Origin of the sequence: Peribacillus frigoritolerans (genome assembly GCF_040250305.1) — a bacterium.
GTDB lineage: Bacteria > Bacillota > Bacilli > Bacillales > DSM-1321 > Peribacillus.
In genome coordinates, this window is the sequence record NZ_CP158190.1 from 4,935,127 (window position 1) to 4,962,115 (window position 26,989).

Annotated in this window: 22 protein-coding genes, 21 tRNA genes and 3 rRNA genes; 11 read left to right on the top strand and 35 right to left on the bottom strand. The window is 44.7% G+C overall.

What is annotated here, in order from left to right; genetic code table 11:
* Window positions 1-124: 124 nt before the first annotated feature.
* The gene (locus ABOA58_RS24345) at window positions 125-391 is read left to right on the top strand and encodes a DUF6154 family protein (RefSeq protein ID WP_370694063.1); all 267 of its coding nucleotides are present in this window, start codon (window positions 125-127) and stop codon (window positions 389-391) included.
* A gap of 95 nt (window positions 392-486) precedes the next feature.
* Here the strand turns inward: ABOA58_RS24345 and ABOA58_RS24350 are convergent, their stop codons facing one another.
* Window positions 487-927: a Dps family protein gene (locus ABOA58_RS24350; RefSeq protein WP_063589839.1), complete on the bottom strand. Its 441-nt coding sequence runs from the start codon at window positions 925-927 to the stop codon at window positions 487-489.
* Window positions 928-1,051: 124 nt separating this feature from the next.
* On the opposite strand from ABOA58_RS24350, the gene ytzI reads away from it, so the two are divergent.
* Entirely contained in the window at window positions 1,052-1,207 is a 156-nt protein-coding gene (gene ytzI, locus ABOA58_RS24355) for a YtzI protein (RefSeq protein WP_101225577.1), read from the top strand.
* Between the two features lie 38 nt (window positions 1,208-1,245).
* Here the strand turns inward: ytzI and ABOA58_RS24360 are convergent, their stop codons facing one another.
* Window positions 1,246-1,719, bottom strand: coding sequence for an S-ribosylhomocysteine lyase (locus ABOA58_RS24360; protein ID WP_137019600.1), 474 nt, complete (start codon window positions 1,717-1,719; stop codon window positions 1,246-1,248).
* Between the two features lie 209 nt (window positions 1,720-1,928).
* Between ABOA58_RS24360 and yidD the strand changes: the two genes are divergently transcribed.
* The 3 genes from yidD (at window position 1,929) to ABOA58_RS24375 (ending at window position 3,814) form a co-directional block, all read left to right on the top strand.
* Window positions 1,929-2,150, top strand: a complete 222-nt coding sequence (yidD, locus tag ABOA58_RS24365) for a membrane protein insertion efficiency factor YidD (protein WP_377400061.1) — start codon at window positions 1,929-1,931, stop codon at window positions 2,148-2,150.
* 121 nt (window positions 2,151-2,271) lie between these two features.
* On the top strand, window positions 2,272-3,240 hold the full coding sequence (locus ABOA58_RS24370) for a metal ABC transporter solute-binding protein, Zn/Mn family (protein WP_350300368.1): 969 nt from the start codon (window positions 2,272-2,274) through the stop codon (window positions 3,238-3,240).
* Between the two features lie 385 nt (window positions 3,241-3,625).
* Entirely contained in the window at window positions 3,626-3,814 is a 189-nt protein-coding gene (locus ABOA58_RS24375; RefSeq protein WP_350300369.1) for a hypothetical protein, read from the top strand.
* 41 nt (window positions 3,815-3,855) lie between these two features.
* Here the strand turns inward: ABOA58_RS24375 and ABOA58_RS24380 are convergent, their stop codons facing one another.
* Window positions 3,856-4,920: a DctP family TRAP transporter solute-binding subunit gene (locus ABOA58_RS24380; RefSeq protein ID WP_350300370.1), complete on the bottom strand. Its 1,065-nt coding sequence runs from the start codon at window positions 4,918-4,920 to the stop codon at window positions 3,856-3,858.
* 140 nt (window positions 4,921-5,060) lie between these two features.
* On the opposite strand from ABOA58_RS24380, the gene ABOA58_RS24385 reads away from it, so the two are divergent.
* Together ABOA58_RS24385 and ABOA58_RS24390 are read left to right on the top strand one after the other, a co-directional pair.
* Window positions 5,061-6,671, top strand: coding sequence for a sensor histidine kinase (locus ABOA58_RS24385; protein ID WP_350300371.1), 1,611 nt, complete (start codon window positions 5,061-5,063; stop codon window positions 6,669-6,671).
* On the top strand, window positions 6,664-7,359 hold the full coding sequence (locus tag ABOA58_RS24390) for a response regulator (RefSeq protein ID WP_350300372.1): 696 nt from the start codon (window positions 6,664-6,666) through the stop codon (window positions 7,357-7,359). Before ABOA58_RS24385 ends, ABOA58_RS24390 begins: the two co-directional genes overlap by 8 nt.
* A gap of 47 nt (window positions 7,360-7,406) precedes the next feature.
* Here ABOA58_RS24390 and ABOA58_RS24395 read toward each other — a convergent pair whose 3' ends face one another.
* The 7 genes from ABOA58_RS24395 to ABOA58_RS24425 form a co-directional block, all read right to left on the bottom strand.
* A complete protein-coding gene (locus ABOA58_RS24395; protein WP_185151124.1) occupies window positions 7,407-7,556 on the bottom strand; it encodes a hypothetical protein in 150 nt (49 codons plus the stop codon).
* Between the two features lie 458 nt (window positions 7,557-8,014).
* Complete coding sequence (gene menC, locus ABOA58_RS24400; RefSeq protein WP_350302965.1) at window positions 8,015-9,118, bottom strand: o-succinylbenzoate synthase; 1,104 nt, start codon at window positions 9,116-9,118, stop codon at window positions 8,015-8,017.
* A complete protein-coding gene (locus tag ABOA58_RS24405) occupies window positions 9,115-10,596 on the bottom strand; it encodes an o-succinylbenzoate--CoA ligase (RefSeq protein ID WP_350300373.1) in 1,482 nt (493 codons plus the stop codon). Before ABOA58_RS24405 ends, menC begins: the two co-directional genes overlap by 4 nt.
* A gap of 86 nt (window positions 10,597-10,682) precedes the next feature.
* Window positions 10,683-11,501 (bottom strand): 1,4-dihydroxy-2-naphthoyl-CoA synthase, encoded by an 819-nt coding sequence (gene menB / locus ABOA58_RS24410; RefSeq protein WP_034310494.1) that lies wholly within the window; start codon window positions 11,499-11,501, stop codon window positions 10,683-10,685.
* Window positions 11,473-12,324: a 2-succinyl-6-hydroxy-2,4-cyclohexadiene-1-carboxylate synthase gene (gene menH, locus ABOA58_RS24415; RefSeq protein ID WP_350300374.1), complete on the bottom strand. Its 852-nt coding sequence runs from the start codon at window positions 12,322-12,324 to the stop codon at window positions 11,473-11,475. The genes menB and menH overlap by 29 nt, the downstream gene beginning before the upstream one ends.
* The gene (gene menD / locus ABOA58_RS24420) at window positions 12,321-14,072 is read right to left on the bottom strand and encodes a 2-succinyl-5-enolpyruvyl-6-hydroxy-3-cyclohexene-1-carboxylic-acid synthase (protein ID WP_350300375.1); all 1,752 of its coding nucleotides are present in this window, start codon (window positions 14,070-14,072) and stop codon (window positions 12,321-12,323) included. The genes menH and menD overlap by 4 nt, the downstream gene beginning before the upstream one ends.
* The gene (locus ABOA58_RS24425) at window positions 14,065-15,474 is read right to left on the bottom strand and encodes an isochorismate synthase (RefSeq protein WP_350300376.1); all 1,410 of its coding nucleotides are present in this window, start codon (window positions 15,472-15,474) and stop codon (window positions 14,065-14,067) included. Before ABOA58_RS24425 ends, menD begins: the two co-directional genes overlap by 8 nt.
* Before the next feature lie 299 nt (window positions 15,475-15,773).
* Here ABOA58_RS24425 and ABOA58_RS24430 point away from each other — a divergent pair, with 299 nt between their 5' ends.
* Together ABOA58_RS24430 and ABOA58_RS24435 are read left to right on the top strand one after the other, a co-directional pair.
* Complete coding sequence (locus tag ABOA58_RS24430) at window positions 15,774-16,694, top strand: 1,4-dihydroxy-2-naphthoate polyprenyltransferase (protein ID WP_350300377.1); 921 nt, start codon at window positions 15,774-15,776, stop codon at window positions 16,692-16,694.
* Between the two features lie 145 nt (window positions 16,695-16,839).
* The gene (locus ABOA58_RS24435) at window positions 16,840-17,589 is read left to right on the top strand and encodes a TraR/DksA C4-type zinc finger protein (protein ID WP_350300378.1); all 750 of its coding nucleotides are present in this window, start codon (window positions 16,840-16,842) and stop codon (window positions 17,587-17,589) included.
* Between the two features lie 41 nt (window positions 17,590-17,630).
* Here the strand turns inward: ABOA58_RS24435 and ABOA58_RS24440 are convergent.
* The 24 genes from ABOA58_RS24440 to ABOA58_RS24555 all read right to left on the bottom strand — a co-directional run bounded on the left by ABOA58_RS24440 (window position 17,631) and on the right by ABOA58_RS24555 (window position 24,498).
* Window positions 17,631-17,702, bottom strand: a tRNA-Glu gene (locus ABOA58_RS24440).
* Between the two features lie 3 nt (window positions 17,703-17,705).
* Window positions 17,706-17,796: transfer RNA gene (locus ABOA58_RS24445), tRNA-Ser, on the bottom strand.
* Window position 17,797: 1 nt separating this feature from the next.
* Window positions 17,798-17,872, bottom strand: a tRNA-Asn gene (locus tag ABOA58_RS24450).
* A 12-nt stretch (window positions 17,873-17,884) separates the two neighbouring features.
* Window positions 17,885-17,961 (bottom strand) — tRNA-Ile (locus ABOA58_RS24455).
* Window positions 17,962-17,966: 5 nt separating this feature from the next.
* Window positions 17,967-18,040 (bottom strand) — tRNA-Gly (locus ABOA58_RS24460).
* Window positions 18,041-18,044: 4 nt separating this feature from the next.
* Window positions 18,045-18,120: transfer RNA gene (locus tag ABOA58_RS24465), tRNA-His, on the bottom strand.
* Window positions 18,121-18,132: 12 nt separating this feature from the next.
* A tRNA-Phe gene (locus tag ABOA58_RS24470) sits at window positions 18,133-18,208 on the bottom strand.
* Window positions 18,209-18,231: 23 nt separating this feature from the next.
* Window positions 18,232-18,307, bottom strand: a tRNA-Asp gene (locus ABOA58_RS24475).
* Window positions 18,308-18,313: 6 nt separating this feature from the next.
* Window positions 18,314-18,387: transfer RNA gene (locus tag ABOA58_RS24480), tRNA-Met, on the bottom strand.
* A 101-nt stretch (window positions 18,388-18,488) separates the two neighbouring features.
* Window positions 18,489-18,581, bottom strand: a tRNA-Ser gene (locus ABOA58_RS24485).
* A 21-nt stretch (window positions 18,582-18,602) separates the two neighbouring features.
* Window positions 18,603-18,679, bottom strand: a tRNA-Ile gene (locus tag ABOA58_RS24490).
* A gap of 10 nt (window positions 18,680-18,689) precedes the next feature.
* Window positions 18,690-18,766, bottom strand: a tRNA-Met gene (locus ABOA58_RS24495).
* Between the two features lie 28 nt (window positions 18,767-18,794).
* Window positions 18,795-18,870, bottom strand: a tRNA-Ala gene (locus ABOA58_RS24500).
* 17 nt (window positions 18,871-18,887) lie between these two features.
* Window positions 18,888-18,964, bottom strand: a tRNA-Pro gene (locus ABOA58_RS24505).
* Between the two features lie 11 nt (window positions 18,965-18,975).
* Window positions 18,976-19,052 (bottom strand) — tRNA-Arg (locus ABOA58_RS24510).
* Window positions 19,053-19,061: 9 nt separating this feature from the next.
* Window positions 19,062-19,150: transfer RNA gene (locus ABOA58_RS24515), tRNA-Leu, on the bottom strand.
* 12 nt (window positions 19,151-19,162) lie between these two features.
* Window positions 19,163-19,237: transfer RNA gene (locus tag ABOA58_RS24520), tRNA-Gly, on the bottom strand.
* A gap of 8 nt (window positions 19,238-19,245) precedes the next feature.
* Window positions 19,246-19,327: transfer RNA gene (locus ABOA58_RS24525), tRNA-Leu, on the bottom strand.
* Window positions 19,328-19,335: 8 nt separating this feature from the next.
* Window positions 19,336-19,411 (bottom strand) — tRNA-Lys (locus ABOA58_RS24530).
* A 20-nt stretch (window positions 19,412-19,431) separates the two neighbouring features.
* Window positions 19,432-19,507: transfer RNA gene (locus ABOA58_RS24535), tRNA-Thr, on the bottom strand.
* Between the two features lie 10 nt (window positions 19,508-19,517).
* A tRNA-Val gene (locus ABOA58_RS24540) sits at window positions 19,518-19,593 on the bottom strand.
* Window positions 19,594-19,604: 11 nt separating this feature from the next.
* Window positions 19,605-19,720 (bottom strand): 5S ribosomal RNA (rrf, locus tag ABOA58_RS24545).
* A 118-nt stretch (window positions 19,721-19,838) separates the two neighbouring features.
* Window positions 19,839-22,771, bottom strand: a 23S ribosomal RNA gene (locus tag ABOA58_RS24550).
* Window positions 22,772-22,947: 176 nt separating this feature from the next.
* Window positions 22,948-24,498: ribosomal RNA gene (locus tag ABOA58_RS24555) — 16S ribosomal RNA — on the bottom strand.
* Together the 16S, 23S and 5S rRNA genes with 21 tRNA genes alongside form the textbook arrangement of a ribosomal RNA operon.
* Window positions 24,499-24,931: 433 nt before the next feature.
* Here ABOA58_RS24555 and ABOA58_RS24560 point away from each other — a divergent pair.
* Window positions 24,932-25,117 (top strand): hypothetical protein, encoded by a 186-nt coding sequence (locus tag ABOA58_RS24560; protein WP_101223533.1) that lies wholly within the window; start codon window positions 24,932-24,934, stop codon window positions 25,115-25,117.
* Between the two features lie 32 nt (window positions 25,118-25,149).
* Here ABOA58_RS24560 and ABOA58_RS24565 read toward each other — a convergent pair whose 3' ends face one another.
* A complete protein-coding gene (locus ABOA58_RS24565) occupies window positions 25,150-26,049 on the bottom strand; it encodes a DMT family transporter (protein ID WP_434547802.1) in 900 nt (299 codons plus the stop codon).
* 152 nt (window positions 26,050-26,201) lie between these two features.
* Here ABOA58_RS24565 and ABOA58_RS24570 point away from each other — a divergent pair, with 152 nt between their 5' ends.
* On the top strand, window positions 26,202-26,909 hold the full coding sequence (locus ABOA58_RS24570; protein ID WP_101223535.1) for an MgtC/SapB family protein: 708 nt from the start codon (window positions 26,202-26,204) through the stop codon (window positions 26,907-26,909).
* The last annotated feature ends 80 nt before the right edge of the window (window positions 26,910-26,989 follow it).

Genomic DNA, 26,989 nt, shown 5'->3' on the forward strand with positions numbered 1-26,989 from the left:
AAAGTATCTTTCAAAGGGTAAAACATATAATAAGCCCAAGCATCCCTTAAGATTTTTATATGCACCCAGAGGTTTTTTTGATAACCTACATATAAAGAGATAACGGATTTCTAATAAATGTGAGGTGAGAGTTTTGAAGTTAATTGAAGAATTATACAATATGTACCGTGATAAGATGACTGGTGATGAAGAAGATATTGATATGCTTACTTTTGCGGTTCTGGAACAGCTTGACCGCAAGGAAATTTTCGAATTGCTTCAAGAGATGGATGATCAAGAACTAACCAATTTAATGGGCCTTTACATTATAGAAACGTTAAAAGGGAAGTTCGCTCAAAATAGTATGAACGACACGAAACCTACACATTTTCCGCCTAGGAATATTCATTAAATACATACCATTTCAGGTGTCCCTCTTTTGATGGATGCCTTTTTTATAGTTTTAACCAAAAAAAAACCCTACCGAAGTAGGGCTTTTCCTAAATCTTAATGTCCTAAATACGCACGCAGCATCCAAGCATGTTTGTTTAAGCTTTTCTTCATGCCTGTCAGCATATCGGCCGTAACCGGATCTTCTTGTTCGGCAACTTCGATGATTTCCAGGAACTCTTCGGAAAGCTTTTCAAAATCACTGATGACGCTTTGAACCATATCTTCTGTATTTTCATTACCTGTCGCTTCTTCGATCGTCGTTAATTCCAGGTACTCTTTAAGGGTAGCAACCGGCTTTTCACCAATGGCCAATAGTCTTTCAGCCAATTCGTCATAGTTGGATGTCACTTCTTTATATAATTCTTCCAATTTTTGGTGTAGTTCAAAGAAGTGTGGTCCATTCACGAACCAGTGGTAATTATGAATTTTCGTATAAAGAACACTGAAGTTTGCAATTTCCTTATTCACTAAAGTTCCTAATTTTTTCTGAGCCATAAATATCTACCTCCGTAAGTTGGTTATACCTTTATAATTCCCTCTATTCGAAAATTGAAACATTATCTGACTCTGTTCTTATGCTAAAATGAATCTAAATTGTGAACGTTAGGAGCTGTAAGGTATGATTACGGTTTTAGTTATCTCAATCATTGTGATTCTGATTGTATTGGCATTATCGGTCCTAACAATCGGAAAAGGTTATAGCTACAAGCATACAGTGGATCCCGTCGAACCTTTGCCCGAGGATGAGGGAAAAAAAGAAGAACCCGAAAAATGAAAAAAGTTCCTGTCACAAATAGACAGGAACTTTTTTTATTAACCAAAAACTTTATGAAGATCTTCTTTATCTTGTGCAAGCCAGAAATTCATCAATTTCTTAGCTCCTTCAAGATCATGCAATTTTGCTTGGCCGCATTGTTTTTCGTTTGCAGCAGGAATTTCGGTAATTGTAACGGCATCCTTGAATGTATCTTCAAGAACATCGATGATTTCCGTCACTGTCGGCTCGCCGCTTACCACAAGGTAATATCCTGTTTGACATCCCATTGGCGAAATGTCGATGATATCAAAGTGATCGTAGCGCTCGGAATGCTTACGGATATTGAATGCAAGCAAGTGTTCCAGGGTATGGATCGTATCCGGCTTCATCGCTTGTTTATTCGGCTGGCAAAAACGGATATCAAATTTATTAACAACACCGTCTGTTCCTACCTTATGGACACCGCAATGTCTAACATATGGGGCTTTAACAGCGTTATGATCTAATTCAAAGCTTTCAACTGAAGGCATTTAATTCACTCCTTAATTGTATGTCATCTCTATTTTACCTTGAATAACAATATATTTCATCCTTTAAAATTAATTCTCATTATATCAATCGGATTACCAATATGCTCATTCCTTTTTTACCCTTATTGGAAATTTAGAAAATATGCTATAATTGAGGATAGTCAAATTACTCGAAAAGAGCTGAAAGCATCGTGTTGAAAAAATTATTAATGGGAATCATCCGTTTTTACCAAGTTGCTATTTCTCCATTAAAACCGCCCACCTGCCGTTTTTACCCAACTTGTTCCCATTATGGTTTGGAAGCGATCAATCGTTTCGGACCTATAAAAGGAAGCTGGTTAGCACTCATCCGGATTCTTAAATGTCATCCGTTTCATCCAGGGGGCATTGACCTTGTTCCCGAAAAAAAAGAAAAAAGTGAGGACCAATAGAAAAAACCCTTGCTTTCTTTTGCAATCTTTTGTATCATACAGAAGTCAAATCGTAATCATTTCGTTTTTACCACATAAAATTCAAATCGTAATCAATACGAATTATAAAGGAGCATTTCATATGAAAATTCGAGCATTGCTCTCACTTTTCCTTGTTACTGCGGTATTTCTGTCAGCCTGCGGCAACTCAAAGGGAGAATCGAGTAAGGAAGAAACCAAGGATGCCTTGGATATATATACGACGGTTTACCCTTTACAATACTTCACGGAGGCCATTGGCGGGGAGTACGTGAATGTCGAGACGGTTTATCCTCCCGGAACGGATGAACACTCATTCGAACCCTCTCAAAAAGATATTGTGAAAATGGCTGAGTCAGACCTGTTTTTCTATATTGGCTATAATCTTGAAGGCTTTGTAACCAAAGCTGAACCAATTCTAAGCAAAGAAGGCGTCAGCACAATTGCGGTGGGCGAAACGGTTCATCTTGATGAAGAAGAGCATGCACACGAAGAGGAACATGCACATGAAGACGAACATGCACATGAAGAAGACGGTCATGACCATGGGGGCGTTAATCCGCATTTGTGGTTAGATCCCGTCTATTCCATTGACATGGCTAAAACCATCAAGGACGAATTAACGAAAAAAATGCCGGAACAGGAAGAATATTTCAACAGCCAATTCAATGAGCTTTCCGAAAAGCTTGAGGCACTTGATGAAAAATTCGAGACGACGATCGAGTCGGGCCGTACCAATAAAATCATCGTTTCCCATTCTGCATATGGGTATTGGGAGGAACGCTACGGATTGGAACAAATTGGCGTGACAGGACTTACGTCATCAAACGAACCTTCTCAAAAGGAACTGGGGAAAATCGTAACCATGGCTGAAGAAGAAGACTTGAACTACGTCATCTTTGAACAGAATATCAGTTCTAAACTAACCGAAATCATCCAAAAGGAAATGGGAGCGAAATCACTTGAGCTCCATAACCTTTCAGTGTTGACGGATAAAGATATCGAAGCCGGCGAAGATTACTTCAGTTTAATGGAAAAGAACATCAAGACACTACAAACTGCATTGCAATAGACGAGAAAGAAGCGGATCCCTATTGGATCCGCTTCTTTTTTGTACCTCAGTACTATAAAGAGTTCTTTTTCGTTTTGTCAGCTTTCAGTAAAAATACCTGCCCTTATTTGAGTTGGAGTTTCGGTTCTTGACAAAGCAAATTGATTGCCGATAGCCAATTTATGGAATAATTAAATTTAAGCTTAGAGAGGGGAAAATATGAAAAAGATCATAAATGGAAGTTTAACGTTTCTACTTCTATCGATGCTAATTGCTTGCACGGATGAAAAAGATGATTATGCTATAATTCATCCGAATCTTTTGCCTAGTGAGGGTCATAAGTATTCGCTCCAAGCCGTTGGTAAAGAAATTACATTTGATTTACTAGAAGAGAGTAATATCACCAATGTGGGCCCAATTACAAATTGTAGCATCTTACAAGTCATTGAATGAGCAATATCCAAAACTTGAATTAAAGAAAGAACCTGCGTTCACCGTGTTTGATGAAAATGGTTTGATTTTAAAAACATATGATTATGAAGAGATGATTGATTTTTTACAAAATCCAGACAAGTACTTCTATCGGGAACGATAAAGAAGAAGGGAACCCCTTTCACTGGGATTCCCTTACGTTAGTTATTCCTTTAAATGTTTCTCTCGAATCTTTTCCATTTTCGTCATCAATTCGGTTCCAATCGTTGGTTCGAAATTCGGATAAATGACAGTCATCTCATCCATCCATTCTTTCTTTTCTTCATCTGACAGTGTATAGATGTCGATATTCGATTTTTGCTGGATTTCCCGAAGCTGTTCCTGATTTAATTCATTTGATTTGATCCATAGCCATTTCGTTGTATCATCCATCGCCCTTTGGATTTGCTGCTGAATATCCAAAGGGAGTTTGTTCCAAAACTGTTTGTTTATCATGACTACATACCCTAAATAGCCATGATCACTGATCGTTAAATATTTTTGCACCTCATATAATTTCTTGGAATAGATATTCGAAATCGTATTTTCCTGGCTGTCCGTTTCATTGATTTCAAGGCTTTTAAACGTTTCATTAAACTCCAGCTCAGAAGTTGTCGCCCCAAAATGCTTGAATTGGCTTTCCAGTACTGCACTTGGCATGATTCTAAAATTCTTTCCGGCAAAATCACTTGGATGCCGTATCGGTTTATTGCTTGTCATCTGTTTATAGTTATTCGACCAAAATGCAAGTCCCTCGATATCGATGGTATTCAGCTGCTTTAGCAGCTCTTCCCCCACTTCCCCATTCAACGCTTCCTGCAAGGCAGCGTCCGTTGGAAAGACGTAAGGGAGGTCCAATAGCATCCATTTCTTTGATATGCTCGTAATTTTAGATGTAGTCGGTGCAATCATCTGCACCTTGTTTTCTTGTAATGCTTCGATTTCTTCATGATCACTATATAATGACTGATTAGGATAAACTTCAATTTTGACACGATGACCTGTATATTCATCGACCAGTTTGGCAAATCGGTTCGCCGCTAGCCCTTTAGGTGTATTTTCGGCAACGACATGACTGAACTTAATCACGATTTGATCCTTCATCCCGACCTGCTCCTCATCCTTTGGCAAATTGAAACCGAAGCTTGTAAAGAACGATTGAAACGATATATACACGGCTATCAACAGCCCCAAGCCAATTAATAAGAAGTACCCCCATAATGCACGCATACCGACAACTCCTCACCGCTCACTTCACATTATCACTATTCTATCACAGCTTTTTCCTGTCGTAATACAATGCGCGAAAAATAGCGAAAAGTGATAGAAATTCTGTTACTATAAAGTATAGAAGTAATGGAGGAAAAACAATGGATAAATCCTTTCATATGCCCATTCAAATTAAAATCACCCTGCTATCATTTGTAATCGTCGCGTTTTCGATACTAATAGGCGGGATTTTTATATTCGGAAATATCGTTTCGGTCAGGGAGGATGAAATCGGCAAACGATCCATGATCACTGCCCATACCATCGCCGAACTCCCTGAAGTACAAAAATTGGTCCGTGAGCCTGAAGGATGGACGCAGCTTAATCCGATTATTGAAAACTTAAGGAAAATCCATCAAGCGGATTATATAGTTGTACTCAACAATCAGCATATACGCTATTCCCACCCGGTGTTCAGTCAATTGGGGACCCCATCTAGCAGCAGCGACGAAAGCGCTGCGTTCGCTGAACACGAATACCTTTCAAAGGCTGCTGGTGAACTTGGCATTTCTGTCCGCGCCTTTGTCCCGATCCTTGATAGAGATAGAGAGCAAATCGGCGTCGTACTGGTTGGGAATATCTTGCCTACGATACCGGAATTAATCAAGGACTTGAAAGGCGAAATCGCGATTATCCTGGTCCTTACACTTCTATTCGGTGTATGCGGCTCATGGCTCATGGCAAGAAGGATAAAAAAAGAGACCTTCCAACTTGAACCCCATGAAATTTCACGGATGTTAGTTGAAAGGACAGCCGCTTTCAATGCCATGCATGAAGGGGTGATCGCCATAGATAATAATCAGACAATCACGATTTTCAATGAAAAGGCTAAGCAAATATTCAATATTAACGGTGCGGTCATTGGCAAGAATATCAATGATATTATACATGATACCCGTCTCCCGGAAGTGCTTGACCGGACATCTCCCATCTTCAATCAGGAAATCTCCGTTCAAAACAGGAATATTGTAAGCAACCGGGTACCAATAAAGATTGCGGATAAAACGATTGGTGCCGTGGCCATATTCCAGGATCGCACCGATGTGACGAAGCTAGCTGAAGAGTTGACTAGTGTCAAAGCATTCGTTGAAGCCCTGCGAGTTCAAAACCATGAACATATGAACAAACTTCATACGATAGCAGGATTGATCCAGCTAGGCAATCTTGACGAAGCGCTGCATTACATTTTTCAGATTACGGAAGAACAAGAGGAATTGACCAGGTTTTTAACGAAGCACATTCACGATGATAATTTAGTGGGGCTGATATTAAGTAAGATCTCCTTGGGTAGGGAACTCGGAATCGAGCTCATCATGGACAAGCACACGAAATTGGACCGCTTCCCCGCTGATTTGGATCATCACGATTTTGTTTTGATAATCGGAAACCTGATCGAAAACTCATTCGCAGCGCTAAAGCATTGTTCAGAGGAAACAAAACAGGTTTATCTATCCATCTATCAGGATGACCGTCATTGTCAAATCGTGCTTGAGGATAATGGACCCGGCATTCCAGAGGACATTCATAAAGATATATTCGAGTATGGTTTTACAACAAAGGGTGCGGAAGGATCAGGAATTGGTCTTTATCTAATAGACCAAATTGTAAAAAAAGCGAACGGCGAAATGAAATTCACGACACGCCCTGACGAAGGAACAAGCTTTTTTCTTTCTTTTCCGATGCACGATATAGAGGAGAACCAAAATGACTAACGAAATTCGTGTACTTTTAATTGAAGACGACCCAATGGTCCAAGAGGTCAACAAACAGTTCATCGAGCGCCTGCCTCCCTTTAAAGTCGTTGATACAGCTTCAAATGGGCTTGAAGGGCTGGAAAAAATCAAGCAGTCTAAACCCGACCTTGTCATTTTGGACATCTTCATGCCATCTTTAAACGGGGTTGATACGCTTTATCAAATCAGAAAAGAGCAAATGGATGTGGATGTCATCATCATTTCAGCGGCAAATGATCAGAAAACGATTCGAAAAATGATACAGAACGGGGCTTTTGACTATTTAATCAAGCCATTTAAATTCGATAGGCTAAAACATACTCTGGAGCAATACTTTGCTTTTCGGATGGAGGTTGAAACTGACCATCAAATTTCTCAAAATCAGCTCGACCGAATCCTCTTTCAAAATAAAACACAATCTGAAGCGAGTCCGAAATATGATGTTCCGAAAGGATTGAATGGCGCGACTCTTGAGCAAGTGACGAAGTTCATTAAGACCCAGCCTGGTTCACTATCTGCAGAAGAAGTGGCTGATGGGATTGGAATCGCCAGAGTTACAGCAAGGCGCTATCTTGAATACTTGCATGGCGAAGAAGTCCTTCAGCTTGATGTACAATATGGCAGCATAGGCCGTCCAGTCAATAGATACCGGCTTAAAAAACCTTAAAACGCATGGGGACCGGCTCGAAACGGTTCCCTTTTTACTTTTAATCTTTACGCACCTGTCTTCCGGTCATATAGGCCCCACTTTCTCTTCAAAAGAAACAGCTCACACTCTTCCAATGCCGTCACTTCTTTAATGACATAGTCCGGCATGCCCCTTCTTAGTAGAATCTCCGCAATAAGGTACGGTTTTTTCTTCATACACTCTCCCCTCCCTTTCCCTTGGTTGCCATTCTTTTAAATTCATTATACAAAATAATCCAATAAAGAAAAAATAGACAAAGCCCCATTTTCCGAAAAAAAATTATGATCTATCCGGTCAATCTGGACAATTAAAAAAAGTTCCTGGTTGATTTCAGTCACTCGTTCCCTTTCCGCCGACAGTCTGCCAAGCCTCATCAAAGCAAGTATCTAGCGTGATCTTGGCTAGCGAGTTATTCGGCAGAAGGTCGCAAATTTCTTCAATTTAATATGAGTTTTAACAGAAAAAACAATGAACTGATTTGTTAGTATCCTATTAAAATCATTTTCCAAAAGGGTGGGGTTTCCGTCCAAGAAAATTCTAATTGGGTGAGTTACATAGACAGGGGGAGTGAGATGAGTTAAAGGATTATCAATATTTGGTCAAAAGAGGTGGGCCGTGCACCTCCTTTGATGTTTCACTTGTACAGTTTACTATATGTAGTCAATTCCTTTAGCCGCTTTTCATTGATGGCAAAACCGATTCCAGCTTTATCGGGAACTTGGATCATGCCATTTTCGACAAGTACTTCAGGATATATTATATCTCCATCCCAATAACGGGATGAAGATGATATATCCCCGGGAATCGTGAAGCCCTTTAATGTGGCAAGTGCAATATTATGTGCACGTGAAATGCCAAATTCTATCATACCGCCGCACCAAACTGGCACATCATTTCCCATGCATAGATCATGGATTCTTACAGCTTCCATCCAGCCGCCGACTTTAGCCATCTTAATGTTGATGACCCCACAGCTCTGGAGCGACAGTGCACTTTTGGCATCATGAAATGAATTTATGCTTTCATCAAGGCAAATGGGTGTCTGCAGCTGTTTCTGCAAAAATGAATGTTCCACAATGTCGTCATGCCCCAGCGGCTGCTCAATCATCATCAGCTTAAAGTCATCAAGCTTCTGCAGATGCGGGATGTCATCAAGAGTGTACGCTGAATTGGCATCTGCCATGAGCGGGATATCGGGATAGGCCCGACGGATTTCCGCTAAAAACTCCAGATCATTTTGAGGATTTATTTTTATTTTATATCGCTGATAACCGGATCCGGAAAAATCCTCGATCTGGCGCATCGCATCTTCTATATCATTCGATGCAATGACTACGCCAGCTGCCACTTCACTTCGTTCGCCGCCAAACAGCCGTCCAAGGTAGACTCCTTTCTGCTTCGCATATAAATCGAGGATTGCCTGCTCTAAAGCCGACTTCGCCATTGCATTCCGCCTGATTCCGTTCCATAAGTTCGGCAGCTCATCAGGATGCTTGATCTGACTGGCCAATGTTAGCGGGATTAAGAAGTCCTCCAATATATGAAAGCATGTTTTGGTCGTTTCCTCGGTATACCAAGGACTTGCAAAAGGCACAGCTTCCCCGTATCCAATCAATCCATCCTTATCCATGGCTTCGACAATTATCACTTCCCGATCGCTTACCGTTTCGAGATGCGTCTTGAATGGCCGTTTTAAAGGGGCCTTAATGTGCTTTAGGGAAATGGAGGATAACTTCATTGCCATTCCCCCATCTCCTTCTTCAGTTCCCGTCTCAGAAGCTTGCTTGCGCCATTACGGGGAAGCTCCTTACAAAATATCACTTTCCGGGGAATCTTATAGGATGCTAAATATCCCCTGCAATATTCCAGCAGTTCGCTCTCATCAAGCTCTGCACCTTGATGCAAGACGACAAAAGCAAGCGGGACCTGTCCCCACTTTTCATCGTCAGTCCCCGTCACTCCCGCTTCGAAAACATCAGGATGCATACTGAGGACGTTTTCAATCTCGGCCGGATAGACATTTTCACCGCCGGAGATGATTAAATCCGAACGTCGGTCAAGCACATATAAAAAGCCTTCCTCGTCAAGATAACCAAGATCCCCGGTATAAAGCCATCCATCGGTAATCGCCTGCTGTGTAGCATCCATCCGATTAAAATAGCCTTTCGTGACATTCGGACCTGAAACCACGATTTCCCCCACTGCACCCGGTTCACACATCGTGCCGTCTTTTTCAATCCGTAACTGCGAAGGAAACAAAGGCTTTCCCGCAGAGCCGATTTTTGTCATGCTATATTCCGGTGCCAGTGTCACAATCTGTGAAGATGTTTCGGTCATCCCATATGTTTGATAGACGGGAATCCCTTTCTCCTTACATACCTCAAGCAAATGGACGGGTGCAGGGCCGCCGCCCAACAGGAAACAGCGGAAAGTTTTTGGATAGCTTGTTCCCTTCATATCCTGCACCATCCTATTCAGCATCGCCGTCACGACCGAAATGATCGTCACGCCATTTTCCTGGATGCTCCGGTTTGCTTCCCGTTCATCGAAACGTTCAGACAAAACGACTTTCATGCCATAAATCACATTTTTCATCAAGATGGATAAGCCGCTAATATGAAAGATCGGAACCGCACAATACCAAGAATCCTCCTCATGCAATCCAAGGTTCAGAACAGACCCTACGGCACTCCACCAATGGTTGCCGAATGTTTGGATGACCCCTTTTGGATTTCCTGTCGTACCAGATGTATACATGATCGTAGCGGTATCCTCAAGGTAAAACTCTTGAAGTATCCCTGCTGTGCCTTCAACCGGCAATTCTTCCATTAAATGAAGGTGCAAATCCGGGAGAATCTCACCAATATCAGCAAGTTTTCCGGAGAAGGACCCTTCTGAAACCAGATAGGCAGTTTTGCTGTCCCCGATCTGCCAGGACAGCTCTTTTGCCGTTAGCTTATTATTCAGCATCACAATCTTCACACCGAGATGAAATAGTGCATGGATAACGACAACACCATCAATATGGTTACGGAGCAAAACCGCGCATGAATCGCCAGCGCCCAGACCAATGCTTGCCAGCCTACCAGCCATCTTCTCCGATAAAGTATACAGTTCAAGAAAGCTATACGTTTGACCTTCAAACTCGATTGCCGGGCGATCCGGTGAAAGATGCGCCCGATTTTTCAGCCAGTTCGGCAACTTTTCTTCTGCCATTGCTGCTTCCTCTCTTCCTTTTTGATATAGAAAACAGCCCGGCGATTTTCCGCCAAGCTGTCAGTCTCATCGATTCACGCGTTTCATTAAGGGAAACGAGGGAATTGCCCAAAGTCCGGAGTGCGTTTTTCTTTGAATGCATCGCGGCCTTCTTTTGCTTCTTCTGTTGTATAGTATAAAAGTGTAGCGTCACCAGCCAATTGTTGAAGACCTGCAAGGCCATCCGTATCAGCGTTCATTGCCGCTTTCAAGAAACGAAGTGCAGTAGGGCTCTTCTCAAGCATTTCTTCACACCATTTAACCGTTTCCGCTTCTAATTGGTCTAAAGGTACGACTGTGTTGACCAATCCCATATCCAATGCTTCCTGTGCATTGTATTGACGGCATAGGTACCAGATTTCACGCGCCTTTTTATGACCCACGATACGTGCAAGGTAGCCAGAACCATAACCAGCATCAAAGCTTCCTACATTCGGTCCAGTTTGTCCGAAAATTGCATTGTCAGCAGCAATCGTCAAGTCACATACCACGTTCAAGACATTACCGCCGCCAATTGCATATCCTGCAACCATGGCTACGACCGGTTTTGGAATTACGCGAATCAAACGTTGCAGATCAAGAACATTTAGACGCGGAATGTTATCTTCACCCACATATCCGCCATTTCCGCGTACTTTTTGGTCTCCGCCTGAACAGAATGCTTTGCCGCCTACACCTGTTAAAATAATGACACCAATGCTGGAATCATCACGCGCTCTTGCGAATGCATCAATCATTTCAGCAGTCGTTTTTGGCGTGAATGCATTATGTACATGTGGTCGATTGATGGACACTTTCGCAATCCCATTATATTTTTCATACAAAATTTCATCATACTCACGTATTGTTTCCCATTGAATCGTCATCATAATTCCTCCTTTTATTTCGCTTTAAAAACTCACTTATTATTTTACCAAACTTTTCTCCAACTTCCACATGAATCGCATGTCCCGCATCATTTATTATTTTCCATTCGGCGCGCTTCAGCTTTTTTTTCATCGAGTCCGCAATTCGACAAAACTTCCGGTCAAGCTCACCGGTAACAAGGAGCACAGGGAAATCAAGGGTTTGCAGTTGTTCCCAGTATGAAGCCTGATTGCCGGTCCCCATACCAAGAAGGCTATTGGAAAGGCCGGTAGAGTCATTTGCCAACCGCTGCTCCCGAATGGCCGACCTGGTTTTGGCCGACAACCGTTTTTGACTTTCAAACAGCGGGATGTTTTCCCATTGAAGTACAAACGCTTCCATGCCATTTTCAAGTATCCTTTCGGCAAGCTTCCGATCATTTTCCCTACGGATTTCCCGTTCCCCTTCTGTTAAAAGGCCCGGTGAAGCGCTCTCCAATATCAATGTATCAACATACTCAGGAAACAAACAGGCAAATCCCAATCCGAGTCTTCCGCCCATCGAGTATCCAAGGATATGGGCTTTCGGGAAATGTAACACATCCAAAATATACTTGATATCCTCAGCGACACGCTCCATCTCATACCTTCGATGATCGGCTGGTGATGCAGACATGCCATGACCGATGATATCAACCATGATCAGCGTATACCTGTCACTCAGTAGCGGAATGAGGAATTTCCATGTATCCCGATTTCCCGTAAATCCATGTAAAAGTACAAGAGGATCTCCATTTCCCGTTATTTCAACAGCATAATTGACATCCTTGCTGACAATATTCATGATATTTCCCTGTCTAACACCATTTTTATTTCCTGGGAAACAAAGCTCCACAAATTTCGATGCTTTTGTAAATTGGACTCTCTTTCTGTCGGTACTTCGATAATTTTCAGACCTTGAATTTTGAATGACTCTGTAAATACCTTCTCAAACTCATCCCAATTTTGCACCTTGTTGTATTTACCGCCATAAAGCTCGGCAGTATGGGAAAAATCAAGCCCATGAGGCGTGCCGAATAGCGTTTCGAAATGTTCCCTCTCATTCGCCTGCGGCAAGAAGGAGAAAATGCCGCCGCCATCATTATTAACCAGCAATATCGTGATATTTTGTTTTTGAAGTTTTGCCGCAAGCAAGCCATTCATATCATGGAAAAAGCTTAAATCACCGATTGCCAGCACTGTATTGTTCGATACCGTGCTTACGCCAAGCGCAGTGGAAACGACACCATCGATACCATTCGCCCCGCGATTTGCAATGGTTTTGATTCCTTTTCCATTATTCAAAAAGAAAGTATCCAAATCTCGTATGGGCATACTATTCCCGACAAACAGCGTCGATTCCAATGGCATCATATCAGCAAGCAGGGCGAACAGCTTGCCTTCGCTTAAATCCGATTCATCCCTGACGGAGGCTAAGGCATCCTTCGTCGCTCCGTTGACGGTTTGCCATAAGCGAAGCCATTCATCATCAGGAGAGGAAGTAATGCTTTCAGCAATTCGCAGACAAAAATCTTTCTCTTCGCTGTAAATCATATTCGTTGCCAATCCGGCTGGTTCGCGCCAGCCTGCTCCGCCATCGACGACCAAAGTGATTGCCTGTTTTTGTTCTTTCATGAATAACAATAACGGTTTAGAAACAGGCATTGCCCCAAATCGCAAGATCACTTCCGGCCTGAAAGCCGCTTTTGCCGTTTCATCGCGTAAAAACGTATCGTACGCATCAATGATTACGGCTTTGTCATGACTTCCGCTCCTTAACTGTGAAAGGGGATCAGCCAGTACCGGAAAAGCAAGTTTTTCCGCTAATGCGACGATGGCTTCCTTCATCTCTGGATGAGGTAATTCGCCACATACAATCATACCTTGCTTAGCTTCTGACAATGTAGTTACAACAGCTTCTATTTGTGATGATGACAGTGACAGTTCTCCACTGTCAATCATCACAGCAGGCGTCATTTTATTTTGCCTGCACTCCTTTGCTTGCTCCAGGTCCGGAATCAATGGTTCTCGAAGCGGGAAATTCAAATGAACAGGCCCTGCAGGCTCAGCTGCAGCTGTTGCCACTGCCCTTGCGCCGACCGTTCTGGCATACCGCATCATCCCAACCGTGCTTTCAGGAAGTGCCATTTCGACAAACCATTTTACATGTCTCCCGTAAAGATGTATCTGATCGATCGCCTGTGGTGCTCCAACATCACGCAATTCATGCGGGCGGTCAGCGGTAAGTACAATAAGCGGCACTCTTGAATAGAAAGCCTCAATGACGGCTGGGTAATAGTTTGCAGCGGCTGTACCTGACGTACAAAGAAGTCCGACAGGTTCTTTTTGGGCCTTAGCCAAACCAAGGGCAAAAAAAGCAGCCGAACGCTCATCCACATTAATATGAATTTCGATATCAGGATGTTCCACCAGCAACAAAGCCAAGGGTGTGGATCGTGAACCAGGGCTCACCACCACATGCTTCACCTCATTTTGTGCCAGCTCATCGACGAATGAAGCAGCATACGCTGTCAATGCATCTCGGTCATTCATTAAGATTTCCTCCTAAAGCACTTAACATCGGATTGAATTTAATCCCCGTTTCCCGGTATTCACTTTCGGGAGTCGAATCTTCCACTACTCCGCATCCGGCAAAGAGCGATGCCTCATTGTTCTGTATTAGTGCAGAACGTATTCCTACAGCGAATTCCCCGTTTCCATAAGTATCCACCCATCCTAAAGGACCCGCATAAAAGCCGCGTTCCAGACCTTCCATTTCCCGAATCCGGACAACGGCCTTTTCTTTGGGAAGTCCGCCCATAGCTGGTGTTGGGTGGAGATTCTCCACAAATTCAAAAATCGTGACACCTTCCTTTGATATACCGCGGACCGGTGTGTACAAATGCTGGATATGACGGTTTTTCATAAGTGTCGGTCCGGCCGGGACCATCACCTTTTCGCATACTGAATCAAAGGCATTGGATATCATCGATACGACATATTGATGCTCTTGTAAATTCTTTTGGTCATGAAGCAATTCTTCACCAAGACAAACATCTTCCTGTTCATCTTTCCCTCGTCCCATCGATCCAGCAAGACAGGTAGAAAAAACTTCATTTCCCTGTTTCTTAATCAAACGTTCAGGGGTGGCACCGACAAAACAGTCGCCACCAGCTTCCAAACTGAAAATATAACTCAATGGCTGCTCAGCAATCAATTGTTCAAGCACTTTCCCTGAATCGATGGAACGTTCAAAACCAAGTCGAAGCTCCCTTGCCAAAACGATTTTGTCAAGATCTGTCATCTTGATTTCCTGAACAGCCTCTGCGACCGTCCGCTTCCATTCCTCAGGTTCGACTTCCCTCTGCATAACCAGGGAATTTGCACCCAATTCATTGCCATCCAAGCTTTCGAAAAGGAAAGCTTCCCGTTCATTTATCATATCTATGAAGAGTTTTTCTGAATCATCAGGCGAACAAAGTAAGTTGGTCGTTAAGTAAGCTTGTTTACCCACTATTGACAGCATGAAGGCAGGTATATAAAAAAGGTTGTCCCCGAACTGATTCCAAAGGAGCGTACTGTCAGTTTCATAATCAAAAGAAAAGCCCCCAAACAGTAAAGGACCTGTCGCTTCTACATCGGTCACTCCTGTTTTGACAGCATTATTCTGCAGTTTGATCCAGCTCTTTTCGACTTCTCTATAACGTTCGGCATTCGATGCCGCTTTGAGTTTCTTAACATTGCCTAAACCGGTGATGGTTATTTCCTTTGCAGGGTCCTCCCAGAAAAAGCGTTCACCCGCGTACCGTTCTCTTCCAGCTTGATAAAATGAAAGGGGGTTGTTGCATTTAATCTTCTTAATATGACTGAATAGAACTTGATCATTCAAGTCCTTCGCCTTTTGTATAGCTGAAGCCAGTCCCTGAAACTGTTCAGTTTCCTCTGAGATAGCCAAAAAAATCCCCCCAAATGTACATTTTAAAAGCTTTTTAACCTATTTAAAGATACACCTCACTTGAACCTCATGTCAATAAAACGCCCCTTTACCGAACGATTCTTTCCTGCTTTTTTCCTTATTATATGAATCTTAGCGAATGTAGAGAAATACCCTTGATTTTGGAAATGGATCATCCAGGAATTCCAATTATCACCCTTACCCATTTTTCCAGCTTTTATTAGGATAACCTTTTGTGCAACATTTCAATATTTGTTATAATTTCGAGAGAACCAATAATGATTTTGAGGAGAGAAATAATGCAAACAGAATACGACGGACTTCCCCTTAAACGGACCTGGAAGATTTGGTGGGAGTTAATTCGTCCACATACACTAACCGCAGCTTTTGTCCCAGTCTTACTTGGAACTGTGATTGCACTTTTGGAAGATGGAGTGAATTGGTTACTATTCGCTGCCATGATGATTGCCAGTATCCTGATTCAAGCTGCAACAAATTTATTCAATGAATACTATGATTTCAAGAGAGGCTTGGATACGGAGGAATCCGTAGGCATCGGCGGCGGGATCGTCCGTCATGGAATGACCCCCAAACTAATCATGAGCTTGGCACTTGGCATGTATGCCATCGCCTTGATAATTGGAATCTATATCTGTGCCGCATCATCTTGGTGGCTTGCTGCAGTAGGACTGGTTTGCATGCTTGTCGGCTATCTTTATACAGGCGGTCCCCTGCCCATTTCATATACACCATTTGGGGAACTTTTTTCTGGATTATTCATGGGCTTTTTGATAATCTTGATCGCCTTTTTCATTCAAACCGGTGATGTTTCTTCAACAGCCATCTTAATTGCCATTCCAAGTGGGATTTTGGTCGGGCTTATCAACTTATCCAATAACCTACGTGACCATGATGGGGATAAGGCTCATGGGCGCAAAACGATGCCTGTAGTGATGGGCAGGAAAAACGCCCTGACATTCATGGCAATCATGTTCGCTTTCTCTTATCTATGGCTTGTTGGGCTCGTTCTTACCGGAAGCGTAACGGCCTGGATTCTTCTTGCCTTCTTAAGCATCCCGAAGGCCATGGCCGCAATCAAAGGCTTCGTAGGCAAAACGCAGCCGATCACGATGGTCCCGGCAATGAAAGCGACGGCCCAAACGAATACCTTCTTTGGTTTACTCATGGCCATTGGATTATTCATCAGCTATCTTATCTAATCTCCGAGGACTGAGCTCATCCGCTCAGTCCTTTTTCTATCTTCCGTTGCATATTGTTTTCCTATACTCCGATTCGGGTAATAGATAATACAACCATCCTACCAATATAAAATGAGATTTGGACTTTAGAAGGAGTGAATAGGATATGGCAACGAAACAACAAACGCAAAAATTAAAAAAGGAACTGCTTCAAGAAAAAAATGAGTTAAGTAGTAGAATTCAAAATGATGAACAATCTGTTCTGGATAAAAGCCAGACGGAATCCGTAGGGGAATTATCATCTTATGATAATCATCCTGCTGACCTAGGAACCGAATTATTCGAGATGGAACGGAATCAAGCACTCGATGAGCATGCACAATCAGAAATGGAGAAAATCGAGGAAGCATTAAAAGCATTGGAAGAAGGTTCGTATGGCCATTGTAAAACCTGCAATAGGGAAATCCCCATCGAGAGGCTTGAAGCGATCCCAAGCACCCTCTACTGTGTCGAGCATGCCCCAGAAGGGCCTACTGCACAAGAGCGACCAGTGGAAGAGGAAATACTGATTCCATCCAAGGGTGATCATTTTGAAAATCGTCATGGAAATGAAATAGTGGATAAAGAAGATAGCTTTGGTGATGTCGCCAAATTCGGTACATCCGAAACGCCATCTGATTACACCGGCGATCATGACAATTATAATGATCTTTATAAAACCGAAGATGAAACGGATGGATTTCCAGAAGACTATGAAGGATTTGCAGCTAATGATATCGAAGGGAAAAATAGAATGGACATACCGAACAAAAAGCAAAAGGAATATGAAGATACATTAGAAGAAGAAAATATCGATTCCCAGCTTGGAGACATTCCTTATAAACAAAAAGATAGTTATATCAATGAAAAGAAATGAAAAAAAGAAGCATACATGAATGTATGCTTCCTTTTTTGTTATGACCCGTACGGGATTCGAACCCGTGTTACCGCCGTGAAAGGGCGGTGTCTTAACCGCTTGACCAACGGGCCAAATGGCGGAGAAGGAGGGATTTGAACCCTCGCGCCGCTCGCGCGACCTACACCCTTAGCAGGGGCGCCTCTTCAGCCTCTTGAGTACTTCCCCATGGCTCCGCAGGTAGGACTCGAACCTACGACCGTTCGGTTAACAGCCGAATGCTCTACCACTGAGCTACTGCGGAACAATATGAATATGGTGGGCCTAAATGGACTCGAACCATCGACCTCACGCTTATCAGGCGTGCGCTCTAACCAGCTGAGCTATAGGCCCATATTTGGAGCGGGTGAAGGGAATCGAACCCTCATCATCAGCTTGGAAGGCTGAGGTTTTACCACTAAACTACACCCGCGAAATGGGGCGACTGATGGGAATCGAACCCACGAATGCCTGAACCACAATCAGGTGCGTTAACCACTTCGCCACAACCGCCGTAATAAGATATGGTGGCTCAGGACGGAATCGAACCGCCGACACAAGGATTTTCAGTCCTTTGCTCTACCGACTGAGCTACTGAGCCACATTTGTATTAAATTTAAAAAATGGCGGTCCCGACGGGAATCGAACCCGCGATCTCCTGCGTGACAGGCAGGCATGTTAACCGCTACACCACGGGACCTAATAATTGCGGGGACAGGATTTGAACCTGCGACCTTCGGGTTATGAGCCCGACGAGCTACCGGACTGCTCCACCCCGCGACGGTAATAATGAAACGATTTGCATCAAGTTTTCGTGTATATCGTTTTTTCGCTTCCTCTATGTAAGGTTGTTTAAAAACAACTTGCTGCTTTTAAAAAAATGGAGGAGGTAGAGGGATTCGAACCCCCGCGGGATTTGACTCCCCTGTCGGTTTTCAAGACCGATCCCTTCAGCCGAACTTGGGTATACCTCCACGGCTTTTAAAAAATGAATATGGTGGACCTTGTAGGACTCGAACCTACGACCGGACGGTTATGAGCCGTCTGCTCTAACCAGCTGAGCTAAAGGTCCTTATATTTATTGGTAGCGGCGGAGGGGATCGAACCCCCGACCTCACGGGTATGAACCGTACGCTCTAGCCAGCTGAGCTACACCGCCAATATAATATAAGTATCTGATTGAAAAATGGTGGAGCCTAGCGGGATCGAACCGCTGACCTCCTGCGTGCAAGGCAGGCGCTCTCCCAGCTGAGCTAAGGCCCCATTCATTAAAAATCACGTGGTCGGGAAGACAGGATTCGAACCTGCGACCCCTTGGTCCCAAACCAAGTGCTCTACCAAGCTGAGCTACTTCCCGCAATAAAAACATGGTGCGCCCGGCGGGAGTCGAACCTACAACCTTCTGATTCGTAGTCAGATGCTCTATCCAATTGAGCTACGGGCGCATATTATGATGGTGCCGAGGACCGGAATCGAACCGGTACGGTAGTCACCTACCGCAGGATTTTAAGTCCTGTGCGTCTGCCAGTTCCGCCACCCCGGCACATACGAAAAGTGGAGCGGAAGACGGGATTCGAACCCGCGACCCCAACCTTGGCAAGGTTGTATTCTACCACTGAACTACTTCCGCATGAAAGATGCGGGTGAAGGGACTTGAACCCCCACGCCTTGCGGCGCCAGATCCTAAGTCTGGTGCGTCTGCCAATTCCGCCACACCCGCATATAAAATGGTGAGCCATGAAGGATTCGAACCTTCGACCCTCTGATTAAAAGTCAGATGCTCTACCAACTGAGCTAATGGCTCGTGCTTGTACTATCTTAAAATGGTGCCGGCAAGAGGACTTGAACCCCCAACCTACTGATTACAAGTCAGTTGCTCTACCAGTTGAGCTACACCGGCAGGTGTAAAATGGTGGAGGATGACGGGATCGAACCGCCGACCCTCTGCTTGTAAGGCAGATGCTCTCCCAGCTGAGCTAATCCTCCATATAAAACCTGCTTGGCGACGTCCTACTCTCACAGGGGGAAACCCCCAACTACCATCGGCGCTGAAGAGCTTAACTGCCGTGTTCGGAATGGGAACGGGTGTGACCTCTTCGCTATCGTCACCAAACAATGTTAACATTTTTCAAGACATATATTATTATAACGTCTTTTTGAGAAAATGCAAGAAGAAATTTTCATTCCTTCAAAACTAGATAATAAGAAGGTATTTCATTTTTTAAAAAGCGTTGGTTAAGTCCTCGATCTATTAGTATCAGTCAGCTCCACATGTCACCATGCTTCCACCTCTGACCTATCAACCTGATCATCTTTCAGGGATCTTACTAGCTTGCGCCATGGGAAATCTCATCTTGAGGGGGGCTTCATGCTTAGATGCTTTCAGCACTTATCCCGTCCGCACGTAGCTACCCAGCTATGCCTTTGGCAAGACAACTGGTACACCAGCGGTGCGTCCATCCCGGTCCTCTCGTACTAAGGACAGCTCCTCTCAAATTTCCTGCGCCCGCGACGGATAGGGACCGAACTGTCTCACGACGTTCTGAACCCAGCTCGCGTACCGCTTTAATGGGCGAACAGCCCAACCCTTGGGACCGACTACAGCCCCAGGATGCGATGAGCCGACATCGAGGTGCCAAACCTCCCCGTCGATGTGGACTCTTGGGGGAGATAAGCCTGTTATCCCCGGGGTAGCTTTTATCCGTTGAGCGATGGCCCTTCCATGCGGAACCACCGGATCACTAAGCCCGACTTTCGTCCCTGCTCGACTTGTAGGTCTCGCAGTCAAGCTCCCTTGTGCCTTTACACTCTACGAATGATTTCCAACCATTCTGAGGGAACCTTTGGGCGCCTCCGTTACTCTTTAGGAGGCGACCGCCCCAGTCAAACTGCCCACCTGACACTGTCTCCCACCCCGATAAGGGGCGCGGGTTAGAATTTCAATACAGCCAGGGTAGTATCCCACCAACGCCTCCACCGAAGCTGGCGCTCCGGCTTCTCAGGCTCCTACCTATCCTGTACAAGCTGTACCAAAATTCAATATCAGGCTGCAGTAAAGCTCCACGGGGTCTTTCCGTCCTGTCGCGGGTAACCTGCATCTTCACAGGTACTATAATTTCACCGAGTCTCTCGTTGAGACAGTGCCCAGATCGTTACACCTTTCGTGCGGGTCGGAACTTACCCGACAAGGAATTTCGCTACCTTAGGACCGTTATAGTTACGGCCGCCGTTTACTGGGGCTTCGGTTCAAAGCTTCGCTTGCGCTAACCTCTCCCCTTAACCTTCCAGCACCGGGCAGGTGTCAGCCCCTATACTTCGCCTTGCGGCTTCGCAGAGACCTGTGTTTTTGCTAAACAGTCGCCTGGGCCTATTCACTGCGGCTTTTCTGGGCTATTCACCCTAAAAAGCACCCCTTCTCCCGAAGTTACGGGGTCATTTTGCCGAGTTCCTTAACGAGAGTTCTCTCGCACACCTTAGGATTCTCTCCTCGCCTACCTGTGTCGGTTTGCGGTACGGGCACCTTACATCTCACTAGAGGCTTTTCTTGGCAGCGTGGAATCAGGAACTTCGGTACTATATTTCCCTCGCCATCACAGCTCCGCCTTAATGGAAACGGGATTTGCCTCGTTTCCGGCCTAACTGCTTGGACGCGCATATCCAACAGCGCGCTTACCCTATCCTTCTGCGTCCCCCCATCGTTCAAACGATGTATAGGTGGTACAGGAATATCAACCTGTTGTCCATCGCCTACGCCTTTCGGCCTCGGCTTAGGTCCCGACTAACCCTGAGCGGACGAGCCTTCCTCAGGAAACCTTAGGCATTCGGTGGAAGGGATTCTCACCCTTCTTTCGCTACTCATACCGGCATTCTCACTTCTAAGCGCTCCACCAGTCCTTCCGGTCTGACTTCAACGCCCTTAGAACGCTCTCCTACCATCGACACCATACGGTGTCAATCCACAGCTTCGGTGATACGTTTAGCCCCGGTACATTTTCGGCGCGGAGTCACTCGACCAGTGAGCTATTACGCACTCTTTAAATGGTGGCTGCTTCTAAGCCAACATCCTGGTTGTCTAAGCAACTCCACATCCTTTTCCACTTAACGTATACTTTGGGACCTTAGCTGGTGGTCTGGGCTGTTTCCCTTTCGACTACGGATCTTATCACTCGCAGTCTGACTCCCAAGAATAAGTATTTGGCATTCGGAGTTTGACTGAATTCGGTAACCCGTTGGGGGCCCCTAGTCCAATCAGTGCTCTACCTCCAATACTCTCATCTTGAGGCTAGCCCTAAAGCTATTTCGGAGAGAACCAGCTATCTCCAGGTTCGATTGGAATTTCTCCGCTACCCACACCTCATCCCCGCACTTTTCAACGTGCGTGGGTTCGGGCCTCCATTCAGTGTTACCTGAACTTCACCCTGGACATGGGTAGATCACCTGGTTTCGGGTCTACGACCTCATACTCATTCGCCCTATTCAGACTCGCTTTCGCTGCGGCTCCGTCTCATCAACTTAACCTCGCATGAAATCGTAACTCGCCGGTTCATTCTACAAAAGGCACGCCATTACCCATTAACGGGCTTTGACTACTTGTAGGCACACGGTTTCAGGATCTATTTCACTCCCCTTCCGGGGTGCTTTTCACCTTTCCCTCACGGTACTGGTTCACTATCGGTCACTAGGGAGTATTTAGCCTTGGGAGATGGTCCTCCCTGCTTCCGACGGGATTTCTCGTGTCCCGCCGTACTCAGGATCCACTCAGGAGGGAACGAAGTTTCAACTACAGGGTTTTTACCTTCTTCGACGGATCTTTCCAGATCGCTTCATTTACCCCGTTCCTTTGTAACTCCATGTTGAGTGTCCTACAACCCCAAGAGGCAAGCCTCTTGGTTTGGGCTAATTCCGTTTCGCTCGCCGCTACTCAGGAAATCGCGTTTGCTTTCTCTTCCTCCGGGTACTTAGATGTTTCAGTTCCCCGGGTCTGCCTTCAGTACCCTATGTATTCAGGTAAAGATACTGTTCCATTACGAACAGTGGGTTTCCCCATTCGGAAATCTCCGGATCAAAGCTTACTTACAGCTCCCCGAAGCATATCGGTGTTAGTCCCGTCCTTCATCGGCTCCTAGTGCCAAGGCATCCACCGTGCGCCCTTTCTAACTTAACCGTTAAAAAAGATCTTACAGATGCTTTGAAAAAAATTAATTGCCTTCTATCTATTATCTAGTTTTCAAGGAACAAAGCAGAAAGAATCCATCACATCGTGATGTTTGTCTTTCCTATTTGAATGAATTACTCATTCAAAACTGAACAAAACAAAAGCGCTCTCGTAATTATCCTTAGAAAGGAGGTGATCCAGCCGCACCTTCCGATACGGCTACCTTGTTACGACTTCACCCCAATCATCTGTCCCACCTTAGGCGGCTGGCTCCATGAAGGTTACCTCACCGACTTCGGGTGTTACAAACTCTCGTGGTGTGACGGGCGGTGTGTACAAGGCCCGGGAACGTATTCACCGCGGCATGCTGATCCGCGATTACTAGCGATTCCGGCTTCATGCAGGCGAGTTGCAGCCTGCAATCCGAACTGAGAATGGCTTTATGGGATTCGCTTACCTTCGCAGGTTTGCAGCCCTTTGTACCATCCATTGTAGCACGTGTGTAGCCCAGGTCATAAGGGGCATGATGATTTGACGTCATCCCCACCTTCCTCCGGTTTGTCACCGGCAGTCACCTTAGAGTGCCCAACTGAATGCTGGCAACTAAGATCAAGGGTTGCGCTCGTTGCGGGACTTAACCCAACATCTCACGACACGAGCTGACGACAACCATGCACCACCTGTCACTCTGTCCCCCGAAGGGGAAAGCCCTATCTCTAGGGTTGTCAGAGGATGTCAAGACCTGGTAAGGTTCTTCGCGTTGCTTCGAATTAAACCACATGCTCCACCGCTTGTGCGGGCCCCCGTCAATTCCTTTGAGTTTCAGCCTTGCGGCCGTACTCCCCAGGCGGAGTGCTTAATGCGTTAGCTGCAGCACTAAAGGGCGGAAACCCTCTAACACTTAGCACTCATCGTTTACGGCGTGGACTACCAGGGTATCTAATCCTGTTTGCTCCCCACGCTTTCGCGCCTCAGTGTCAGTTACAGACCAGAAAGTCGCCTTCGCCACTGGTGTTCCTCCAAATCTCTACGCATTTCACCGCTACACTTGGAATTCCACTTTCCTCTTCTGCACTCAAGTTCCCCAGTTTCCAATGACCCTCCACGGTTGAGCCGTGGGCTTTCACATCAGACTTAAGGAACCACCTGCGCGCGCTTTACGCCCAATAATTCCGGACAACGCTTGCCACCTACGTATTACCGCGGCTGCTGGCACGTAGTTAGCCGTGGCTTTCTGGTTAGGTACCGTCAAGGTACCAGCAGTTACTCTGGTACTTGTTCTTCCCTAACAACAGAACTTTACGACCCGAAGGCCTTCTTCGTTCACGCGGCGTTGCTCCGTCAGACTTTCGTCCATTGCGGAAGATTCCCTACTGCTGCCTCCCGTAGGAGTCTGGGCCGTGTCTCAGTCCCAGTGTGGCCGATCACCCTCTCAGGTCGGCTACGCATCGTCGCCTTGGTGAGCCATTACCTCACCAACTAGCTAATGCGCCGCGGGCCCATCTATAAGTGACAGCGTAAACCGTCTTTCCATCTTCTCTCATGCGAGAAAAGAACGTATCCGGTATTAGCTCCGGTTTCCCGAAGTTATCCCAGTCTTATAGGCAGGTTGCCCACGTGTTACTCACCCGTCCGCCGCTAATCTCAGGGAGCAAGCTCCCATTGATTCGCTCGACTTGCATGTATTAGGCACGCCGCCAGCGTTCGTCCTGAGCCAGGATCAAACTCTCCGAAGAAATGTTTGACTTGCTCATTTGCTTTTTTGATAGTGTGTGCTCACTTAAAATTCAACGTTGGCGCTTTGTTTTGTTCAGTTTTCAAAGAGCAATTTGTTGTCGTTTCTCTCAGAAGCGACCTCTATAATGTAACACATTCCGTCACGTTTCGTCAACAACTTTTTTTAAAATGTTTTTCACAGCTTGTTAGCTGTTTAAGTTGCTGTCTTAGCGACAAGAAATAATATACCATGTACTAAAAATGTTTGCAATACGTTTTTTAAAACTTTTTCAAAAAAAAACGTTTCACCTATTTTCTTCTATATATTCTTTACACCAACACACCTTTATCCCTGCTTTCTGGGCCAAGCTCATGGTTTATGAATAAACGAAGCATATTTCCAAAGAAACACAAATAGTCATATATAGATATCTTTTTCCATGAGGTGAAGCAATGAATCTGCCATTAATCGGATTACTCATTTCTTACAGTATGACCCTTTACTTATTCAGTACCGCTTATTATGAAGCCATCAAGTTCAGCAGAGAAAAAGGCAAGGTGAATGGTACGACGTTTTTATTCAGTTTTACTTTCGCTTTGGTTTTCACACGGATCACCTATTTGTTTCACCCCTATTAAATAAAAGCAGTAAGTCGGGAGACTTACTGCTTTTATACGGAAACTTGCGCTTCTTCATGTACCTTGCTTTTCTTTTCATCTTTTAAGAACATCATCAAACCACCCAATATGATTGTGCCTCCCAGGACCTGCGTCCAGAGTATCGGTTCATCTAATATGAAGTAAGCCAGAATTGTCGCTCCCACCGGTTCAAGTAAGATTCCCATCGAAAGCGTCGAAGTGCTTAACCACTTTAGTGACCAATTGAATAAAGAATGCCCTAATAAAGTCGGGAAAATCGCAAGCAAAACGAAATAGATCCAATCGGAAGCAGGATAAGGCGCCAATGCCTCTTCCTTGAAGATCACATAGAAAAACAATGCGACAGTACTGATTGCATACACGACAAATGTATATGTTATAGAAGAGATACGTTTACGAACATTTTGACCAAACAGTAAATAACCGGTTACCAGCGCACATGCGATAAGCGAAAGAATATCTCCCCAAAGCGCCATACCGCTAATTCTCAAATCGCCCCAGCTAATGACGAGGCTGCCTGCTATCGCAATGATGCCGCTCAATATCGCCTTCATTGAAAATCTCTCTTTAAAAAACAGGTAAGCTCCGGCAAAAGCGAATAAAGGCTGAAGGGTGACAAGCACAGTTGAACTCGCGACCGAAGTGTAATTAAGCGATTCAAACCATAAAATAAAATGAAAAGCCAAAAACACGCCTGCCGCAATCGAATACAGCCAATCCTTTTTTTCAATGAATTTAAGTTCATGGCGGTATTTCATCAAGAATACTGGCAACATAAGTAGGACAGTAAATAATAAACGGTAAAAAGCGATAACACCCGATGGAGCGGTCGCCAATTTAACAAGGATGGCCGAAAACGATACGGATGCCACACCGATTGCCAACGCTACATAGGGATTCACTTTTGGCATTTGCACTCAAATTCCTCCTTTCAAACGGAATTACATTTCATTGAACTCTATTCTACTATGTTAAAATCATTAGGGTAGTTTTTTTTGAAAAACGGGTATATGGCAACAGACGATCTTATTCTTCGATAATAATTCGGAAGTGGTGAAACAAAATGGAATGGACATTCGACCCTCAATCGGAACTGCAAATCCTTATCAAATTGGGAATTTCAGCTCTCCTTGGACTAATTATCGGACTCGAGCGAGAAATGAAACGAAAACCCGTAGGATTAAAAACAAGCCTGGTCATTTCTATCGTGAGCTGTTTATTAACGATCGTTTCCATGGAATCCGCTTATAAATTCCCAGGGAGCGATGACGTAAATATCACAATGGATCCCTTGCGTCTAGCGGCCCAAATCGTTTCTGGCGTAGGCTTTATCGGTGCTGGCGTCATTCTCCGGAGGGACAACAACAGCATATCCGGTTTAACGACAGCCGCCATCATCTGGGGAGCTGCGGGAATCGGAATCGCCGTTGGAGCTGGATTTTTCCTCGAGGCCATAGCGGGCGTCATCCTATTGATCATAAGTGTCGAATTGGTGCCCGCAATCGTCACCTGGCTCGGACCCATGAAGTTACGGCAAAAAGAAATCTTTCTGCAGCTGGTCGTACAAAATAAAGATGACATTGCCGTCGTACTGAAAAAAATCAAAGACGAAAAAATATTCATCAAAAACCTTAGAATCAAAGATGTCGCAAATGACAACCACCTCTTGACACTTAAAGTTCTGGTCGATCATAAAGTCAGAACATCTGAAGTGTATTACACCGTTTCCAACCTTAAGGAGATTGAAAGGGTAGAGATCGAAAATGCATAATAAAAAAACCGTTTGATTACCCTCAAACGGTTTTTTTATCATTTTTGCAAAAATCTCATATTTTATATTGACTTTTCGCC

Coding starts and splice junctions, on each gene's coding strand:
- menB (WP_034310494.1), bottom strand. CDS start 11,501: ATGACGATTCAATGGGAAACAATACGTGAGTATGATGAAATTTTGTAT.
- menH (WP_350300374.1), bottom strand. CDS start 12,324: ATGAATATTGTCAGCAAGGATGTCAATTATGCTGTTGAAATAACGGGA.
- ABOA58_RS24380 (WP_350300370.1), bottom strand. CDS start 4,920: ATGCGTGCATTATGGGGGTACTTCTTATTAATTGGCTTGGGGCTGTTG.
- ABOA58_RS24390 (WP_350300372.1), top strand. CDS start 6,664: ATGACTAACGAAATTCGTGTACTTTTAATTGAAGACGACCCAATGGTC.
- ABOA58_RS24375 (WP_350300369.1), top strand. CDS start 3,626: ATGTGGGCCCAATTACAAATTGTAGCATCTTACAAGTCATTGAATGAG.
- ABOA58_RS24405 (WP_350300373.1), bottom strand. CDS start 10,596: ATGGCAGAAGAAAAGTTGCCGAACTGGCTGAAAAATCGGGCGCATCTT.
- ABOA58_RS24435 (WP_350300378.1), top strand. CDS start 16,840: ATGGCAACGAAACAACAAACGCAAAAATTAAAAAAGGAACTGCTTCAA.
- menD (WP_350300375.1), bottom strand. CDS start 14,072: ATGAATGACCGAGATGCATTGACAGCGTATGCTGCTTCATTCGTCGAT.
- ABOA58_RS24430 (WP_350300377.1), top strand. CDS start 15,774: ATGCAAACAGAATACGACGGACTTCCCCTTAAACGGACCTGGAAGATT.
- ABOA58_RS24360 (WP_137019600.1), bottom strand. CDS start 1,719: ATGCCTTCAGTTGAAAGCTTTGAATTAGATCATAACGCTGTTAAAGCC.
- ABOA58_RS24350 (WP_063589839.1), bottom strand. CDS start 927: ATGGCTCAGAAAAAATTAGGAACTTTAGTGAATAAGGAAATTGCAAAC.
- ABOA58_RS24560 (WP_101223533.1), top strand. CDS start 24,932: ATGAATCTGCCATTAATCGGATTACTCATTTCTTACAGTATGACCCTT.
- ABOA58_RS24565 (WP_434547802.1), bottom strand. CDS start 26,049: ATGCCAAAAGTGAATCCCTATGTAGCGTTGGCAATCGGTGTGGCATCC.
- ABOA58_RS24570 (WP_101223535.1), top strand. CDS start 26,202: ATGGAATGGACATTCGACCCTCAATCGGAACTGCAAATCCTTATCAAA.
- ABOA58_RS24395 (WP_185151124.1), bottom strand. CDS start 7,556: ATGAAGAAAAAACCGTACCTTATTGCGGAGATTCTACTAAGAAGGGGC.
- menC (WP_350302965.1), bottom strand. CDS start 9,118: ATGAAGTTATCCTCCATTTCCCTAAAGCACATTAAGGCCCCTTTAAAA.
- yidD (WP_377400061.1), top strand. CDS start 1,929: ATGGGAATCATCCGTTTTTACCAAGTTGCTATTTCTCCATTAAAACCG.
- ABOA58_RS24370 (WP_350300368.1), top strand. CDS start 2,272: ATGAAAATTCGAGCATTGCTCTCACTTTTCCTTGTTACTGCGGTATTT.
- ABOA58_RS24385 (WP_350300371.1), top strand. CDS start 5,061: ATGGATAAATCCTTTCATATGCCCATTCAAATTAAAATCACCCTGCTA.
- ytzI (WP_101225577.1), top strand. CDS start 1,052: ATGATTACGGTTTTAGTTATCTCAATCATTGTGATTCTGATTGTATTG.